This window comes from Rheinheimera sp. UJ51, from assembly GCF_020819615.1.
GTDB lineage: Bacteria > Pseudomonadota > Gammaproteobacteria > Enterobacterales > Alteromonadaceae > Alishewanella > Alishewanella maricola.
On sequence record NZ_JAJHOG010000017.1, the window covers coordinates 12,355 to 31,141 of the forward strand.

Below are 18,787 nucleotides of genomic sequence, written 5' to 3' on the forward strand. Positions count from 1 at the left end.
CCAAAAGGTTTTTGTCAAGATTGACGTTGATTAGTTAAGTGTTCACTATTGCAAGTACTTATCATTTTGACAGTTTTGCCTCGCTTAACGGCTTGTGCGTATTTCAATCTTAACCATTCTTACTTCACTTAAAAAAACTGCCTCATCTTAAGACATTATCTGTCTAACTCTTATCTCATAATGTGGATTATCAACCTAACTACACATTTGGAGAGCCGCTATGGACAATACTACAGATATTATTGAGTTCCTCGACTGGTCAGGATTTGTTCCAAAAAAATATCAATCTAGTCATTACTATTTGGACAATAATACGGAAGTTCAATTAACTAGGTTACTAGATGACACTGATGGTTTTGCGCCATTTATAGTCTTGCAACTTTTCCAAGTTAACTTCGCTAAAATGAAAGAGTTTGGTGTTCAAGCTGAAATCGTAACTGATTTTAGCACACCATTATGTATGAAATTAAAATCCTTAACCTCACCGCCTGATGTTAAATACATACTTAAAATCAATGAGTTAATTGTTAAAGCAGGAAGAGACTTCTTTTCACATTGTGTAGAATTTGACAGTGAGCAAAAAACTGCTGATTTAACTGACTTTTTAGTAGATTGCCAAAGTTATTTTAGAAAGAACTATGATGAAAACTCGTTAAAAAGCGCCCTAATCACAGATACGCATCTTATTACTAAGATTTTTCGTTCTTTTCCTGATAAGGCTTATAAGAAAATAGATTTAAATTTTGACCCAATGCTATGTGAAATTTCACAAAAAAAAATGGCACATATTCAGTTGGATGAAATAACACATGCATCTCAATACATAAAAAATGAAAAAATATTAGAGGATATTACTTTTACTGAGTTCGATGAGGAAGGTGCTGTTGATGACAGCTTATTTGCTTTCGAACAGCAAGATTTTAATAGTAAACCCACTGAAATCGCATACCTTCATGAAAAAAACAACCAAGATCGTTTAAATAGAAAAGCACCCTTGGCTCACGATCAACAGCCATCAGTAAAAGACAATAACAAGCATAGTGATATTGAAATTTTAATTGATGAAATAGAAAAACTTGCACCGTTAGACAAGGTTTTAACATTTGGTACTTTAGCCCATGCTAAAGATGAAGCTATTTTATGTTTCGTAGAAAAGCTTTGCTTAATGTATAAACATCCAAAGATTTTTGGCAAACCGGTTACGGAAGCAATAATGTGGGCTGCCGTTATAAGCTCATCCAAAATGAGAAAAATAATAACCTCCCAGGTATCTTCAGGTGTGGATTTATTAGTCACCGATTCCGTAATGTATGTGCTAAAACAAGTGAGTCAAATTGTTGAGAATAGATTGTACAGCAGTGGAGACAATGAAAATAAAAGCTGGTTTGCAAGTGGTCTTATAGACTCTAACAGATTAAAAGCATCTCAATTAGTAAGTCGAATTATTAGCTTCATTTTTCAAAATGAATGCGGTGAAATTGCTCTAAATATAGTGAGATTAAATCAACTGTTCGAACTCGTAAGAAAGATCGGGGGACAATCTGATACAAAAAAAATTATTGACCGACTAAATAACAACAGATTAGAACTCTCTCAAGCATGTTCGAAAATCAGACAGCATCTTGATGAGCATATTTTTGGACAAGACGAAGCCAAAAATGCTCTGATAAATGCATTTCGACTTACTCGAAATGGCACACCAAGCACTAAAAGAGGCCCAGTGTTCTTGTATGGTGCATCAGGTGTAGGCAAAACAGCTGTTGTAAAAGCATTTAATAATGCCCTGAATGAGTTATATGAAGATAACTTTGAATTTCAAATATTTAATATGGAACAGTTTATTAACGAAAAAGACTCATCAGAGTTATTAGGTTCAGGTCATATTTATAATGGTGCTTCGCTTGGTTTGTTAACTACACCTACAGAATTTATTCCAAACAGAGTTATTTTATTTGATGAAATTGAAAAAGCACCTCAAACGGTCATTCAATCTTTATTGAGTATTTTGTCAGACCGAGAATGTAAAGATCGCACTACTCGTCGCAATATAGACTTTAATCAATGTATTTTTGTTTTTACCAGTAATGTTGCTGCAGCAAACGTTATCACTGGTCAGCAAGCATCTCATTATTCATTATTAGTTGAAAAGTTTTCTCCAGAGTTTATCAATAGAATTATGCAAGGTAGCGTATGCCGCTGCGCTCCGCTTGAAAAAAACGAAAGGTTACAACTGGTTCATCGTACTTCTCAAAGGTTACAAGAGCGCCAAAAAATAACTTTTGATCCATTGTTACCTAATGCATTAGCGTTGATGTCAGGCGATTTAAGCCCTAGAGCTATTGAGGGGCAAGCAAGCAAGTTGATAGCGCTTATTAATAGTGAAGAAGATAAACATATCTTATCTTCTAGCTTAGAAGATCATAGTACGCATGTACAATTTTCAGTTTCAGAAAACAGTTTTGATTTAGACAATCTGGTTACTCGCATGCGCAATTTAAAGTGGCGAGCTGACTATAAAATATCAAGTAAACAAAACGACTCCAAAATTCTTATAAACATATCGATCCCTGATGCAACAGTAGAATACCAAATAGAACATCGCAACTGCCCTTTCATAACAATTATTGAAAGCAACCAAGTATCTTTTGACCATATCCATGGCCAAGAAAGGGTCATTGCAGCTCTAAAAACTCAAGTAGATAAACTAAATGCAATCTATACCGGCGAAGTTAGTCGCGGTCAGATAAAGCACACCTTGTTATTTGGACCTTCAGGGTGTGGTAAAACCCTTTTAGGAATGGCTATTTCTGAATATTTCAAAGGAACCTTTTTAAAGGTTAATGGCGCAGATCTCACTATTGGAGATACGGAAAAAAATATCAAACAACTTTTTGATATTGCGAGTCAATATACACCTTGCATAGTCTTTATTGAAAACATTGAGACCATAGCACCAAATAGAAAAAATACACCACCAAGGATAAATCTTTCTATATCGACTCTGCAATCCGCAATTGATGGTCTTAACAGAGATAGGGATAATATTTGGATTGTGGCAACAACGACGGCTGAAGATCACCTGGATGATACATTAATTCGGGATGACCGAATTAGCTGTAAAATGCACATTGCACCCCCATCGCGAAAAGAGTTGCAACAACATATCTCAAAGTTCTTAATCAATAATAAAGTGAGCGAGCACAACGTTGAGAGAATACAGCATCTTAGCTACGTCTTTGAAGGTGTAAACTATAAAAATATCAATAACATTTTAGAAAATTCACTTTCAAAGGGTGGCTCATTTAGCAGCTTCTATCGGATGTGTGTTGAAAAAACGTTAAACGAAACTTTTGGGAAAATAAATTTAGAAGACGACATCTGTGATGAACATGTCAGTCTAGTTGCATATCACGAAGCTGGGCATGCAGTTGCTACGGGTTTGTTGTTCGGTTGGGAAAAAATTATCATGATAGATATTCGTAAACGAGAAAAATGTCAGGGGTTTGTTATTAATGATATTGATTCAAAAAATAAACTTCTTAAAAAGCGTTACATAAAAAATCATATCCAAATATTCCTGGCTGGTCGTGCAGCAGAACTTTTAACCTCAAACGACGAAGATGAATTGTCTTCAGGTGCTGTTAGCGACATAACTTCAGCGACCAAACTAGCCTATGAAGCAATTACACGATGTGGATTTTCTAACAATAGCTCATTAGTCGATCATCATGTATTTAAAACTTCTGAATATGATGTAAAAGTTGAAGTCGATGAGTGGCTTATATATGCCCATACTTCTGTAAGTAACTTGCTAAAACAACACTGGGACATTGTTGTTGCGATAGCCAGCAAATTAATAAAACAAGAAACGCTTTTTAATGATGAGTTACTTGCTTTGATAGAACAAGTTAAAGCTAGCCCACCACATTTAAAATCGGACTTACACTAAAACAGTCTTTGTTATTACAATTTTAAGCGCTAATCTTACCTTCTTAGATTTTGCAATGCCTTTGCAATTACCTAAGGAGGTTATTTTTTTGTTGAAGATGGATGAGTATGCAGCAACTCACCGTTTTATCACCTTGCTAAGATACAATTTGATAACCCATTTAACGCCCCGCTTCTATAAACAACTCAATACATATCAAATTAAGTGAATAAAGACAAATTATGTCTCGGTGCAACGTCATTATATAGATTCAATAAAGCTTAACGTATTTGTGTTGGCAGTATTGTGCTTAAGAATCAATTTATCGATTGACGCGAATTTATGTTAATCAGATTTCAGAATGAAAATATGAAGTAATTAACTAACAGTAAAATTTTGCGTTAAATCTTCAGTATTGTTTGGAAAGGAGTTTGTCTTGAAAAATTTATCTAAAATATTAGCAACCACTTTATCTGTTGCTTTGCTTTCTGCATGCGGTGGCAGTGATAGTCCTGAACCCGAATATACTCTTGCGGGAAATGTCGCAGGATTAAATGGTACCGTAGTAATTAACGTTAATAACAACCCAGTATCGATTAGTGTCAACGGAGCCGCAGCATTAGGCTCTGGTTTCAAAGCGGGTGATGCCGTTACTTTAAGTGTTTCCGGTCAGCCCGTTGGTCAAACATGTGCTATTGAAGGAGCAGCCAGTCGTACCTTTAGTAATGCTAATATTTCTAATATCAATATTAGCTGTGCTAACACGCTTTACACTGTAGGTGGTAATGCCACAGGAGTAACTGGACCTGTTACATTGAACTATAGTGTGGAAGGCGGTCGTGAGGGCCAATTTGAGTTAACCGCAGAGGGTAACTTTACTATCGGCTCAGATTTTACCTATAACAATGCGCTTAGTTTTTCTGTATCGACTGACGCGGCATTACAGTGCGAGATTTCGCCTTCAACGATTACTATTCAAGCTGATTTTGATGAGGTAGAGGTTTCATGCCAACCTCTTCTTACGGTAAGTGGCAGTGCGGCAGGGTTAGCAAGACCGGCTTCGTTACAATATGTCTATCAAGAACAAACTTATCATTTTACAATTAATGAGGTGGGTAATTTTACGTTACCCACGGTTTTTTTGCCGGGCGCCGCGTTACAATTTTCTGTACCTGATTACCTTGGCCATCAGTGCACAGTGTTACCGACTTCTTTAACGCTTGAAACGAATTTTTCTGAACTCGAAGTGAGTTGTGAAACATTTGGCGAAGTTAGCGGTCAGGTCACGGTTTATAGTAGCGGTTTACCTATTGAAGGTGCGAAGCTAGAGGTGTATGTCCCAGGAGAGGATAATACACCTGAATTGATACAAGAACTGACCTCTGATGAACTTGGTAATTACGCGCTTTTAGGTCTAGGTTACTCAGAAAGGATCGTTATTCGTGCTTCCGCTGATAATTATGTCACTCGCTCTGATGTGTTCAGAACATCAGAAAATAACCCTAATCCCAGATTAAATGTCGCTTTATTGGATGTGGGTTTCACCGAGACCTTTCCAGCCACGGCAGCTAAAGAACTGATTGACCCAGTGTCAGCATTACGAATTTCTTTACCTGCAAGCGCCTTTGTGGACACTCAAGGACAAATTTATAGCGGTGACGTTACTGCATCTGTAACCAATATCGATGCTTCATCCGATCCCGCTATTATGCCGGGTTATTATTTGGCTATTGATCCCGCTTCTGGTGAAGAAACGTCTTTTGAATCGTTTGGTGCACTAAATGCAGCGTTTAAAGCAGAAAACGGCGAAGTTTTACAACTTGCTGATAATAAAAGTGCTCAAATCCGTATTCCTTTAGCATCACGAGCCGTGAATCCACCACAAAGTATTCCGCTAATCCATTTTAATGAAAAAACTGGGATTTGGACTGTTGAAGATGAAGTTGTTTTAAGTTTTGATGAACAGAGCCGCCGTTACTATTCAGGTGAAGTGAATCATTTTTCTACTTGGAATGCTGATTATTTGTTTGAGTCAGTGAATATTACGGGTTGCGCTATCGACAATATCTCACAGCTTCCTATGTCTGAAGTTAAGATGGTTGCTGATGGCGTGAATTATATTGGTCGTTCAGTAGCTTATACCAATGCGGCGGGTGAATTTACCATTGCGGTCAGACCCAATAGCCAAGTTTTGCTATCCATCCGTGATAGCAATGGTCAAAGCAATACCACTCAGCTCTTGGTCGCAAACACAGACCTAGATTTAGAAAACTGTATTACTTCAAACAAAGGCGCAATGACCGTTAACTTGTCATGGGGCCAAAATCCAAGAGATCTTGATACGCATTTCAAAGGGCCGACAGTCGCTAATAGCTTAACTGAGCGTTTTCATGTTTTTTTCGCCGAAAGAATTGTCACTGTTGAAAACGAGACGATTTTTCTTGATGTGGATGATACGAACGGTTTCGGTCCTGAAATTTTAACGGTGCCACGCTTCCCATTACCAGGTCGCTACATGTATTCCGTGCACCATTATTCTGGCACAGGGTCTATTTTCCAATCACCCACGCGAGTCGAAGTGGTCATCAATGGTGAACGTTTTGTGTTCTCACCTTCTGAGGATCAAGACACAAGAAGCTCACTCAATGCCTGGTTAGTATTTGAAGTTGAAGTAAATGATGAAGGTGATGTACAAATAATTCCTGTTAATCGTTACGTACGTGTCAATGACAACGATGTAACTGATGTAACTCCATCTTCTATGCCGAGTGAATTGCCAAGAAAACAAGATACGACTGTCCAGTAACAGCAAAGGCACATCGCAAGCATTTTACTAGCGATGTGCCGAGCCAAGGCTTAACAAATTCCGTTTTTTATAAGTAAGGGCCTGTTTTCATAAATCATCTGAGGTGTCCTCAAACATTCTTTAGTTAAAATATGGGGTTAGATATTGCTGAGCATTCACGGTGATGCCTGATTTATCATTCACCAAAAATTTCAAACTGCGGATGCTCTCATAAAATGTTAAAAGCTTGTTCTCTGATTTCATCCGACACATCACTCTTATAACCATGCATAAAGCACGATAATCCGTATTACAAGAGGCGGTTACTTCTCATATTAAAGATGCGCGTTGAGCACATAGTTATAGAGTTCGCTATGCTAGTCTCGTTTGATAATGGCTGTATTAAGCACGATTAAATTGCTCAGCAATACCTATCTGCAACGGGAACTAGTTTCTATTGATTCAGTAATCACCTCGTTTATCGTTAACAGTAAATTTCAGCAGTTGATTCTGGTTGGCTGGGCTGGAGCAATGTCGATACTGTGATCATACTGCGAGCCAGTTTGGTTCCTAATCGAAGAGCTCTTGCCCTGTTGTTAAAAATGGCAGCTTAATATTTCACTTTATAAACGTGCATCACATATTTATAAGAAAGCTGAAAGCCATCTTACCAAAGGTTGTATGCACTTTATCGTCACCGATACTGAATTCAAAGTGCCCTAGCTAAAACAGATACGCAAATTAAATTAGTAAAACGCTGATTGTGTTTTTTAAGTCTGTGGTGAACCTCAAGGTAAACATACCTTCATTATTAAAGAATAGAGACATGCTCTGTCTCGATTGCCTGCGATAATTACTGTAAATAAAACAGGAGGCTGCAATGTTAAACTACTTAGATGAAAAAACTTATACTTTACTATGCATTATTTATGGTGAAGACAGCGCAATGTGGATGCATGATAACTTAAAATCCACAATCTCAAATTTTTACTATAACCAAAAGAACTTCATTATTTTTATGCTTAGTTTAGTTCTTGTGAAAATCTATGTGGTAAACATAAATTATGTTCCCACCGGCTCTATGAATCCTTCAATTGTTGAAGGAGATATTGTATTAGTAAATAAAATAGCTAGCCATTTCAAAAAACCCAGTTATGGTGACATTATAACATTTGAAAAAGACAACTATTATGTAAAGCGTATTGCTGGATTGCCAGGTGATAGAGTGCAAATAAAAAATAGTAGTTTATACGTTAATGGTAAAAAGACACATGTAAAAGTCATTACACCCATTGTTAACGCTAATGTATTTCCATCAGCCGGAAGATTTAAATTTACTGAATATAAAGAACAAAACCAGAACTCTAAGATTTACAGCATTGTTCAAATAGATGTTAAAGATAAATTAAAGGAACGCGAAGAATTATACGCAGAAGGAATATTTATTTTTGACTCACCAGAATATGTCGTACCAGCTGAGAGTTTTTTTGTAATTGGTGATAATCGGCAGTTAAGTTCTGACTCTCGTTACACAAAAATCGGATTTGTAAAAAAATCAGAAATAAAAGGCTATCCTAAATCAGTATTGTTTAATTTGAAGCATATTATAAAAAATAGCTGGAATGTAATTATTGGTAATGATTCGGAATTAGACAACAGAGTGTTAATTAGCCTAGATTAAGTTAGGTATTGTTTGAGTTTTAATGCTTCGTAAATCTGCATACAAATAAATTGTGAAATTAATTGCCCGCAAAAAAACGATAATAAAGGCACTAAAATCTTTATTAGTGCTGTTAATAAAGAGCTATAAAAATTTTAAGGATGTTATTTAGTGAAGATCTGCCTATTTATTATATCGATCCTATATGTTCTTTTAGAAATATCATTCAGAGTTCGTTTTTTTGAAATTGCGGGTGTTTCAACTCTCAATCCAGTAAATTTCGACTCAGCTGAGTTCATCGGTAGGTTAATCTCATCTCTTGGTTTTGCCATTCTATCGTTTACCTTTGCTGTAAAAAGAATTGAGAGTAAACCATTAATAAAGAGTGTAATGATTACGATATGTTCTTTTTTCCTATTTTTCTTTGGTCAAAGAATTTTTTTAGACTTGATAGTCGCAAATCTATCAGATGATTTTAAAAAAAATGCTTTTTATGTTGAAATTAAAAAAAATAACTTTTTCAACAGCAATGAGTACCTAAGAGAAATCAAAGCTGGGAATCCGATATTTGACTTAGACAGTGACAATTCGATTGAAGATAAAGTTTTCTATATAAACTTTCCATTATCATACTTTAACTTTATTAAAGACTCAAAAAAAGAAAGCTTTAACAATGAAATAGATATCTACGTTGATTTTTTGTTTTACAAAAATGAAGACTATTATTTTAACGTTCTATCTAATGTAGAATATTCTTATACCCTGTTACATAGAGAATACAGCAAGATTTACTCCTCATTAAAAAGTTCCCTCAAAGAGAAACAACTTATAGATGGCATGATTAAATTAAAAAAAATATTAGATACAGACTCTTTTTTTGAGTATACGGAATATAAAAATGTAATGGACAGTGTTTATGAAACTGAACCTTTGAAAAACGAGTTTTATTACACGAGATTTATAGGAACTGCTGAACTTTATAATCTGAAATTTAAAAGCGGTTCTTATTACTTAAAAAATAATACTGAATATGGATATGGCATCGTGGAAGATAATGATGATTTCTTTAAAGAAAATATTTCAGATATTAAAAACACTTTCTATAAAGAATTTACCAAGTTAAATACCGCCTTAGATTTCATGTTAGTAAAAGATGAAAAAATTCATTCCAGTCTTATGAAAGAATTAAGTATGATATCAAATTCAGTTTGCGTCGAAATAAATAAAAATAAAGCTATGTCATCTGAAAGATATAGAAATGGTTATAGTTTCATGAGAGTAAAATCTCATAAAAAAGAAAACACTCTTTATTTAAAAGGTGATGGTAATGAAAACTATGAATGCGATGTTGATAAGTCTATTAAAAATGCCAAGGCGTTTTTAAAAAATCTTTACGACATTACAAATAAAACTGTTTACAATATTGATAAACCTATTAAAAGTAAGCATGAATTTATTAAAACAGAACATTATCAAAAAAATTTAAGGGATTACCTTGAGTTTAAAGGATTAAAAGTAAGCAAAAAACAATTGATTGATATTACTGACGATACAACTTTGCAAAGGCTTTATACAGAACTTGTTTATTTAAAGGCAAGAAGAAGTGTAAATCATCTTTTGAATAAGATGCATGATGAAAAAATTTTTAATGATAAAAATAACTCAAATATTCAATATAACCTTTCATTTAAAGATTTTGTTAATCATAAAGAGATTTTTAATCATATCAAAAGTAAATACCCTTTTTTTGTCACTGGGGGAAATGAACATTTTTATCATACAAAATATGAACATGGTAACAAGGCTAAAGAAAAAGAAGTACGTAAACCAGCCTTTATCAAGTTAAGAATAGAAGCCAAAAGAGACTTAAAAGAATTGCATCAAAAAATGCTTAATGGTAATTTTGAAGATGAACGATTAAATGAATTTGCAAGAGCTATTATTGTTCCAATATTTGTAATGTTTGTTTCTACATTAATGTTGATTTTGAACTTGCTAAATTTGATTTTAATTTTTATCAAAAATAAAAAAATTATTCTTCCTTTAAAATTATCCTTTTTGTTGATTATATTTGTAATCCCAGCTTTTATAGTTAATGGTTATGAAAAAGACAACAATATTCTTTATGAAAATTTAGAGAATAAAAAGTTTACAAGGCTAATTCAGAATGTAAATTCTGTCTTGTACCTTATAGAGAGACCATTAGCTGAATCTATTTATGTTGTAGACTATTTAGAGTATCAATATCTAGCTCATTTGATATATCTCAGTATAAATTCTAACGAGAGTCACGTCGATAAAAGAATAACTGAAAGATTTAGTGAACTTGCTAGAAAATTAAATCTGTAGAACTTAGTTTTGCTTGTTAACTCTCTTTAAGAAGGCATTTATAAAAAACCATTCACACATTTTTGCTTGGTAACTCCATGATTAAAGTTTATCGTTTTAGCGGTGTTATCAAGCAAATTAACATTCTTGAAATTTTTTTGATTGTATCTGCTTCCGTATTACATACAGGTTTGTAGAATAGAGAGTTCAAAACGATAACCATAAAATTTCAATGTCGATATAGCTTAAGCATATAAAATATTTTCTCTCATGGTTGTGATATTAGAATACCTATGTTTTTTTATTTGATTTTCTATGGATTATTAAAGGTGTCTTTAGTTTTTACTCCTTTTCTTCTATTGTCCACCCCTCTCCCCCCCCCTCCCCTCTCCCCTCTATCCTTATATGCTCATCTTTGATCGCCTACTAAATTAACTATTTTAATTATTCGTTTTCTGGCCTTAAGAATTCCAATCTCAATGCATTGATATCTTAATTTACCACCAGCAATATTTTTCAATTTACTTTTTTAATCCATTAATAGGATTGTCTAATTAATATTTAGATTCTATATATTACCCCCTTTAACTATGTTAATCACCCTACCCTCTTACATCGGAATGTCTAAATTTTACTGTTTTTTTCTTATGGTTTTTGAATTGGCACGTTAGTCATCCCACTGATTATCAATGCTAGCTATAGTTATAAGATTAATATCGATCTAAACTTTTTTTAATTTTTTCATCCATTAAAATGCAGATGCAATTTTTTTATTAATTCTATGTATGACTTTTATTTTTAATCTATGAATCCTGCAGCGTAACAACGTTTGATCACTAGCAATAAATATTTTTTTTTGCGATAGGTATGCTGCTCATTGTCTGAATGTCATTTTTTTATAAGTCATTTGAGCTTTACCAATGTTGAATCACCTATACATTTTTGCCACATTTACTAGCTGTCCAGCGCTGGACACTTTTATTTAAGTGATTGATTAATAATTGGATATTTAATTTTAGTTGAGAGGCATTATAAATATAACTTAAATAAAAGATGAGTCGAAATTAATTACCCTATTGAATTAAGGTTTGACAGTTTTTGTCAATTCTAATAGCCTTGCACTATCAATACATATAATTTTGGATTTTTATGCACATATCTAAACGGTTAAGTAATCTAACACCTCTGATTGAGCAAAATGAAATTTCAAGACTACAAGCTGTAATAGAAAGTACTAAAACCGCAGATGATATTAATAGTCTAATAATTCATCATTGTGTTTCCCAAGCTGATGCAGCAAGAATGTGTGGGATATCTTTAAATACGTTTAAGGATAGGGTTGTTGAAGCAAAAGAGCAGGGCGTTATCGATGATGTTATGTTTGAGTCAAATAAGTACCTTTATAGTCTAGGGCACATGCATGCACTGATGGACTGGATGGGAATTCCCAAATGGTCAGACAAAAATAAAGGAAATATTATAATTAATGTCGTTAATCAGAAGGGTGGAACAGGAAAATCTACAACGGTTATTTCTTTAGCCGCGGGTATCGCTTTACGTATGAATGAGCGTAGGCGAGTATTGATTATTGACTTAGATCCTCAGGGTACATTACAACAAGTTACAGCTCCAAGATTACGTGACAGTGATGCTTCAAGTGAATTAGTTTTAAGTGCTGTTGATATTATGCTGGGCAGTGAAGAGAAAGACAGCGATTACGCACAACTTATTGCTAATGGTTATACTCACCAGGAAATTTTAGAATACAGCATACTTAAAACCCATATTCCTAACCTTGATGTTTTACCATCATTTCCAACGGATGAACGTTTTTCACAAGCCGCTTGGATGGAATATGCTAAGACAGGTGAGTTGATGCATGTTAAAAGGCTCAAATCTAAGATTATTGAACCTTTATCAAACCACTATGACTTAATTTTGATAGATACTGGACCCCATGTTAATCCTCTTAGTTGGTCTGCTTTGGAAGCGTGTAACGCATTACTGGTACCCGTTTGTCCTAGGAAACTTGACTGGGTAAGTACTGGGCAGTTTCTTTCTAATTTGCCAGAGCAAATGTCATATCTTCCAAGTAAGGGAGATAATGTTAAGTTTTTCAAAGCAATAACAGTTAATTATGATGAAGAGCAGGGTAGGGACATAGAAATGCTTCATCAAATTAAAACCGTTCTTGGTCGAGATGTCTTAAACGCAACCATCAAACGTTCATCTGCATTTGAAGCAGCTTCCAGAAATTATAGAACGGTTTTTGATTTAAGAAAAAAAGATAATTTGTGTCCAGACAGACAGCTTGATAAAGCAATTTCTAGCTTGAATGATGCGATACGAGAATTATTGCTTACACTTGAAGACGTTGATTTTAGTGAGGAAAACTAATATGCCTAAGCTTTCTGAAAACTCAGGGCCATCTAAAATGTATAGCATGGATAGGAAGGGTAGTTTAGCACTTCCGCCGAAAGAAAACTCTAACAGTTATATTGCGTCTCCTACAACGGGTATAAAGATCCCATTAAAAGAAATCGTTATTGCATCAGAAAACGTATGGGATAGCGTCTATAAATCACGCTATAACTCACGTAATAAGAATTTGTTAACACCCGCTACGGTGATGAATATTCTTCCTTCAATTAGAGAAGCCGGTCGTAATACTATCGCTGCTCTTGCAATTAAAGACGAGAATGGTAAGTTTGAAATTCTTTCTGGTATGAAAAGAAGTTATGCGGTTAGCATTTCCCCTGGTACTAGTCTTGTTGTCCATTACGCAGAGAAAATGGATGAATCTGATAAGCAGGTACTTTCAAAGACTGCAGACATGCATGAAAAACCATCTTTTTTAGATGTTGCGCTCTCTATTAAAGATTATAAAAATGAAGTAGGGGAGGCTTTTTCGTTAAGAAAAGCAGGAGCTATTTTTGATGTAAGTAAATCTTCTATTGGTGATTTGGTTAAATTTGGTAATTTACCTGAAGAATTATTTCGTTTGTTTCCAGGCGCGGGCTATGTGACATGGCGTTTTCTAAAGCAAATAGTTGATAGCGGAAAAGATAATGATGAAATAATTGATGCAATCAAAAATCTTGATCCAATTTCCTCTGATATTGACAAAGTACTTTCGGAAAACGCACATAAGTTACTTGCAAGCGAATGTAAGTCGTTAGAAAAAGAGATCTTAAAGACACTTATTAAGAAAGAACCTAAGAAAGTGTCTAAGGGTTTTGCGCAGAACTCACCTTTTAACGAGGCTAACTTGATTAATGGTATAAAGGTTAAGCTTGAAACAAAAGGTGCAATCAGTATGACCTTTGATAAAGTATTTTTTGAGAGCGACACCGGGAAAAAACTCTTAAAATTAATTTCCTTAGACTCATAGTGCCGTTAGTGTCCAGCGCTGGACATTAAATGTGACATTAATGGCTTTTTAGAAAAATATTTCGCTTTGTTAGGCGGTTACGATAAATGTTTTGTCGCCTATAACAGCTTGTTGGATATTTAGAAATTTTAATGAACGCTAATAAAGTGCTTCGTGTTAGCCGTTTCGATCTGTATTAATAAACGTGATGTTGAGAGGATAGGGGAGGCATGTCCTCTATCTTTTCGATATTAATTAGTCTATCTGCTCTTATTTTAATATGCTTTTTTGCTTCTTTGACATTCAGAAAAGTAAAACTGCCATCAAACATGACAGGATCAGAGTCATCAAAGTTGCTCATAAATGCTAAGGCCTCATTGAGTTCTGTGAGCATTTTTTCTCTTCCATGTGTTCTAACACTAATTGACATTACATTGTTGTAAATTCTGCCCGCTTCATTAACACGCATAGTTAGATACTCCGTTATCTTAATGCTCATATATTTAAGAACAAATTAAGTATAAACCTAATATCAATTAATGCCATTGTAAATCTGTATAGATAAGAAACAGTTTTAATATATATTCTTTAGAGAGTTAGCATGAAGCAGAACGCTTCTAGCTAGTAGTAATAGGAAACCTAAGCTTTCTTAAAACTCATTGTCAGTATAGTTAAGGGTAATGGCTAACATTTACGATTTATTGGTTTGATAAATAAATATATGTGTCGAATAAATGAGGCTGATAATGGATAGCCAGAGCTTATTAAAAATAATTTCGATGTCACTTCTTACTAAATATTCTATGATGGAAGTATTTTAATGAATTATAACGATAAGTTAAAAACAGAACGTCCAAGACCGTCAAGCGTTAAAAACGTAATAAGAGACTTTAATGAAGAAATGGAAAGCGATCGTGGACGGGCAATTAACTCTGCTGCTGTAAGACGTTTACAGCAAAAAACTCAAGTTTTTCCACTTGAAACTAATGCAGCTGTCCGCAGTCGTTTAACACATTCGTTAGAAGTACAGCAAACCGGGCGCTATATTGCAAAACTCATTTTTAAAAAGTTAGATGCAAATAGTTTAACTACACAGTTAGGACTCATTGATAAGCGAGATGGTTTTATTAGTGCAGTTGAAATTGCTTGTTTGCTACATGATGTTGGTAACCCACCGTTTGGTCATTTTGGCGAAGAAGCAATTAATTTTTGGGCTAGAGAAACGCTTGTCCAAATTTTTAAAGATAATTTTTCTGACGTGGTCGTATTAGAAAGTGAACCAAGCGAGCCGGTTGATTCAAAAGACAATCGTGAAGATAAGAGCAATACACAACAAAACAATAAAGCTAAACAAAAAGTTGTCGAAAAAGTTGTAGATAAATATTTGCGTGATTTATTGTCTTTTGAAGGCAATGCTCAAGCCATTAGGTTGTTGCATAGTTTGCAAGAGCTAAACCTTACATATACTCAGGTAGCCGGTTTATTTAAGTACACGCGGCCGGCTTATGAAGACAAGCCAGAAGAGACCAGTGATTTTAAATATCGAAAGAAAAAGCCAGGTTTTTATCTATCTGAGGAAAGCTACGTTTCCGAGTTAATGTCTACGTTGAATATAGAGGCGGGTTGCCGTTTCCCACTCGCTTATATCATGGAAGCGGCTGATGATATTTCTTATAGCATAGCCGATTTAGATGACGCTTTAGACAAAGGTATTCTTGATGTTGAACAGCTAAGCCAAGCCATAAGAAATCAGTGGAATGCATACAAAGGCCAAAAAGGTATTTCAGATGCAGTGGTTGAAGAGGGGTATTTATTAAAAATAGAAAAAGAAGCACTTACAAATTATCAAAGTACTGTAATTAATAAAAGCCATCATTACATATTAAAGTTAAGAACGTCATTAGTTAATGATTTGGCAAACTATGCTGCAGAGCGGTTTGTTAGTAATCATCAGGCGATTTTCGATGGTACCTTTGACATGCCATTACTGGGTGGTAATGACAGCTATGATCTGGCTGCAAAAACCCTTAAAGACGTAGCTGTAAGTAAAGTTTTTTCTGATAAAGAGGTTGAACGGCTTGAACTGAAGGGGTTTTCTGTAATTAAAGGTTTGTTACTAATTTACACTCCATTGTTAAAACTGTCATTTGTAGAGTTTAAAAGCTTAGCGACAAGCAATTTTTTAAAAACTCACCCCATTGAAACACGTTTGTTTCGTGACTTATCTCGTAAACACATATCGACTTACTTGAACAGTGTTGAAGATGTCTACAAATTGGAAAAACAAGAAAACGATATTCTGAAAAAAGAGTTATATTATCGTTGTAGGCTTATTATTGATTACGTAAGTGGTATGACCGATCGCTTTGCTTTAGATGAATACCGTGAATTATCAGCATCAATTTGATTCTTGATGAGTTAAATAATTACGTCTATGACACGGAGAGCGGTTAGCCCTGGTAAGATTATTTGCTGAAAAAAACGGCATTTGCAAGCAATGTCGTTCTATGGGACGCATAGTTATTTACTGCAAGTCCGTTGTGGCGCTTTAATCGTCAGGCAGCGTATTAGCGACTGCAGGCATTAATGATGCGGCCTGTAATGCATTAAAGCACTAGGTGAGATTTGTGCCGCTTTCTATAATACTTTTGGCATTTAGCTCGCACTCTTTTTTGTGTAAAGAATAAAAGAGTGCATAGCCTAAGTACATTGCTAATATATGAGCTGCCGCGATGTATATTTAGCGACGCAGTCGATTACAAGTTGCAGAGTCAGGGTCGATGCAATTAGCTGTCGTAATTTTGCTAAGACTATAGTTAGCATTAGTTCCTCCATTAAGTTCGGATAAACCAGTGACATAAAGGTTCCCCTCTTTTTCAAACAGACTTATCGGTGTGAATAGGTCTTGTGTTTGAGGCGGAAGTTCACTTGAAGTAATTTTTAATTCTAGTGAATTATTGAGGGCAGCTCTAAAGCTGTTTAAAACCCCGGGTTCAAAACGGCACTTATTTTCATAAGCACAAAAAAGTTGGGTATTTTTCTGAAAATTATGGACCCGATGGTGAGGCACATTTTTCAGCGTTTTGACACGCGTCGACGTTCTCTCAAGTTGCTGCATAAGAAACTCTTGAGTATCCTTTGGCAGCGATGATATAAGCGTTTCAAGCCCAATATGCTCAGTCACAGCAATATAAAGCATTGCTTCTACTTCACTCATTCTGCTAGATGACTTTTTTGCTAGCCAATAAATACTGCCGAATTCATCCTTATCGTCAACTCGGTCTACGCCAAAATCGTTAGAGTACGAATTCAGTATTCTGTTCAGCTGGCAGCGGGAAATGTTATAACCCTCAGAAATGAGATGGTCATGTATTTGCTTGGTGCTTATTGGGGTCGAACGGGGAAGAATGATATCTTGAAAAATGTGAACGACACGTTTGATCCCTTTTTTATCAGAGTCGAATGAAACAGAACTGGTTGTATCAGACATAGCAAGCCCCTTTTATAAAAGAGTAAAATAAGTATTTAAAGGTAGCTAAGTTTCAAGCTACATCATCATAATCACACTTAATGTCGTGACAATGGTCGTCCCAAATGTCAATGATGGCTTGTTGAGATAGTTTTCTTGTGTTTAAACCAAACACATGGACCAATAGTAATGGACCTTCAACTTCGAACTCTTGCAGACCATACTTATTGCATATTGCTCTTACTGCCTTGCTAAAACTGGCAGGATCGTAGCGGCTTGAGATTAAAGATGAGTTATGTTCGACTATATAATTTAAGTTGAAGCTCTCTTTATCCGAGACACAATTAAATTCTTGGTCTATTAGAGGTGAGTCGGCGTTACCATCCAATTGTTCCTGGACTATTAAGTCGGTATGAACAGGGGCAGCTTTGTTGGAAATTAAAGTATCATACTCTTCAGGTATGATAGGATTATGGATATTTTTGTTGGTAATAGAGAAGCTATTGGGGATGATGCTTTCTCGGGAGGGATGCTCAACGCGACTGTTCTTTTTTTTATCAGAATTGAAAGCAACAGAATTGAATAAATCAGACATAGCAAGCTCCTAACGCATATAAAATTGATACGCATCCGCAAAGAAGTGCTGATTAAAAATGGTAAATGTTAAGAGCTTAGATTAAGACTAAGTCAATTTATCAGTAAACCAAAATTATTCAGATAAAGCCCTCTTATAAGGAAACGTAAGTAATTTAATTACAATAATTTTTATATTAAGTTTTGGATTTTGCTATGTGTGTATCTATATCTAATTTTGACAGCACATATCTAGCGTGTTTGGTCAAAAAATTGATGGGTACTTTTTGTACATTTGCCATCAACTTAATTAGATTAAGTTTAAAGAAAAATAATGTCAATAAGAAATTATTAATTATCTCTAAATTTTCCGAGCATACCCTGTGCTCAGAACGTGACCAAGCCGCGGAGTCATTTTTAGTCGGTATTGCTAACGCAGCAAAGCTTAGTGGTACAAGCCGATGCCTTTTACATGGTTATATCCCACCCATGCAGTCTATCTTTTGAGTTCATTCAATTTGAGTTTATCTAGCTTTCTAAGAAGTGCTTTTATTAAGCGGTCAAAATATTTTTCATGTTTAAATGTTAGGTTATGCATCAGATGCGTTCTCTACTATTTATAGTGCCCTCTAACAACTAGGTCGTTAAGTTATTGAAACTGGTTAGTTTCGCTA

10 protein-coding genes are annotated in these 18,787 nt (G+C 34.9%); 7 read left to right on the forward strand and 3 right to left on the reverse strand.

Going from position 1 to position 18,787, the window contains the following annotated elements; translation table 11 throughout:
• Positions 1-220: 220 nt before the first annotated feature.
• The 6 genes from LMJ53_RS15505 (at position 221) to LMJ53_RS15530 (ending at position 14,092) form a co-directional block, all read left to right on the forward strand.
• Positions 221-3,949 carry an AAA family ATPase gene (locus tag LMJ53_RS15505; protein WP_229588161.1) on the forward strand — a complete coding sequence of 1,243 codons (3,729 nt, stop codon included), beginning with the start codon at positions 221-223 and terminating at the stop codon, positions 3,947-3,949.
• A gap of 415 nt (positions 3,950-4,364) precedes the next feature.
• Positions 4,365-6,734, forward strand: a complete 2,370-nt coding sequence (locus LMJ53_RS15510; protein ID WP_229588163.1) for a YfaP family protein — start codon at positions 4,365-4,367, stop codon at positions 6,732-6,734.
• Between the two features lie 859 nt (positions 6,735-7,593).
• Complete coding sequence (lepB, locus tag LMJ53_RS15515; protein WP_229588165.1) at positions 7,594-8,394, forward strand: signal peptidase I; 801 nt, start codon at positions 7,594-7,596, stop codon at positions 8,392-8,394.
• Positions 8,395-8,544: 150 nt separating this feature from the next.
• On the forward strand, positions 8,545-10,722 hold the full coding sequence (locus LMJ53_RS15520; protein ID WP_229588167.1) for a hypothetical protein: 2,178 nt from the start codon (positions 8,545-8,547) through the stop codon (positions 10,720-10,722).
• A gap of 1,128 nt (positions 10,723-11,850) precedes the next feature.
• Positions 11,851-13,098: a ParA family protein gene (locus LMJ53_RS15525; RefSeq protein ID WP_229588169.1), complete on the forward strand. Its 1,248-nt coding sequence runs from the start codon at positions 11,851-11,853 to the stop codon at positions 13,096-13,098.
• Position 13,099: 1 nt separating this feature from the next.
• A complete protein-coding gene (locus tag LMJ53_RS15530; protein ID WP_229588171.1) occupies positions 13,100-14,092 on the forward strand; it encodes a hypothetical protein in 993 nt (330 codons plus the stop codon).
• A gap of 175 nt (positions 14,093-14,267) precedes the next feature.
• Here LMJ53_RS15530 and LMJ53_RS15535 read toward each other — a convergent pair whose 3' ends face one another.
• Positions 14,268-14,540 (reverse strand): hypothetical protein, encoded by a 273-nt coding sequence (locus LMJ53_RS15535; protein WP_229588173.1) that lies wholly within the window; start codon positions 14,538-14,540, stop codon positions 14,268-14,270.
• 351 nt (positions 14,541-14,891) lie between these two features.
• On the opposite strand from LMJ53_RS15535, the gene dgt reads away from it, so the two are divergent.
• Positions 14,892-16,478, forward strand: a complete 1,587-nt coding sequence (dgt, locus tag LMJ53_RS15540) for a dGTPase (protein ID WP_229588175.1) — start codon at positions 14,892-14,894, stop codon at positions 16,476-16,478.
• A gap of 333 nt (positions 16,479-16,811) precedes the next feature.
• On the opposite strand, the gene LMJ53_RS15545 is transcribed toward dgt, so the two are convergent.
• Positions 16,812-17,561, reverse strand: a complete 750-nt coding sequence (locus LMJ53_RS15545; RefSeq protein ID WP_229588177.1) for a hypothetical protein — start codon at positions 17,559-17,561, stop codon at positions 16,812-16,814.
• 52 nt (positions 17,562-17,613) lie between these two features.
• The gene (locus tag LMJ53_RS15550; protein ID WP_229588179.1) at positions 17,614-18,135 is read right to left on the reverse strand and encodes a hypothetical protein; all 522 of its coding nucleotides are present in this window, start codon (positions 18,133-18,135) and stop codon (positions 17,614-17,616) included.
• Positions 18,136-18,787 lie beyond the last annotated feature (652 nt).

What these genes read in the sequence shown, in the direction of transcription:
- lepB (WP_229588165.1), top strand. Translation starts at nt 7,594, where the DNA reads ATGTTAAACTACTTAGATGAAAAAACTTATACTTTACTATGCATTATT.
- LMJ53_RS15535 (WP_229588173.1), bottom strand. Translation starts at nt 14,540, where the DNA reads ATGCGTGTTAATGAAGCGGGCAGAATTTACAACAATGTAATGTCAATT.
- LMJ53_RS15530 (WP_229588171.1), top strand. Translation starts at nt 13,100, where the DNA reads ATGCCTAAGCTTTCTGAAAACTCAGGGCCATCTAAAATGTATAGCATG.
- LMJ53_RS15505 (WP_229588161.1), top strand. Translation starts at nt 221, where the DNA reads ATGGACAATACTACAGATATTATTGAGTTCCTCGACTGGTCAGGATTT.
- dgt (WP_229588175.1), top strand. Translation starts at nt 14,892, where the DNA reads ATGAATTATAACGATAAGTTAAAAACAGAACGTCCAAGACCGTCAAGC.
- LMJ53_RS15550 (WP_229588179.1), bottom strand. Translation starts at nt 18,135, where the DNA reads ATGTCTGATTTATTCAATTCTGTTGCTTTCAATTCTGATAAAAAAAAG.
- LMJ53_RS15545 (WP_229588177.1), bottom strand. Translation starts at nt 17,561, where the DNA reads ATGTCTGATACAACCAGTTCTGTTTCATTCGACTCTGATAAAAAAGGG.
- LMJ53_RS15525 (WP_229588169.1), top strand. Translation starts at nt 11,851, where the DNA reads ATGCACATATCTAAACGGTTAAGTAATCTAACACCTCTGATTGAGCAA.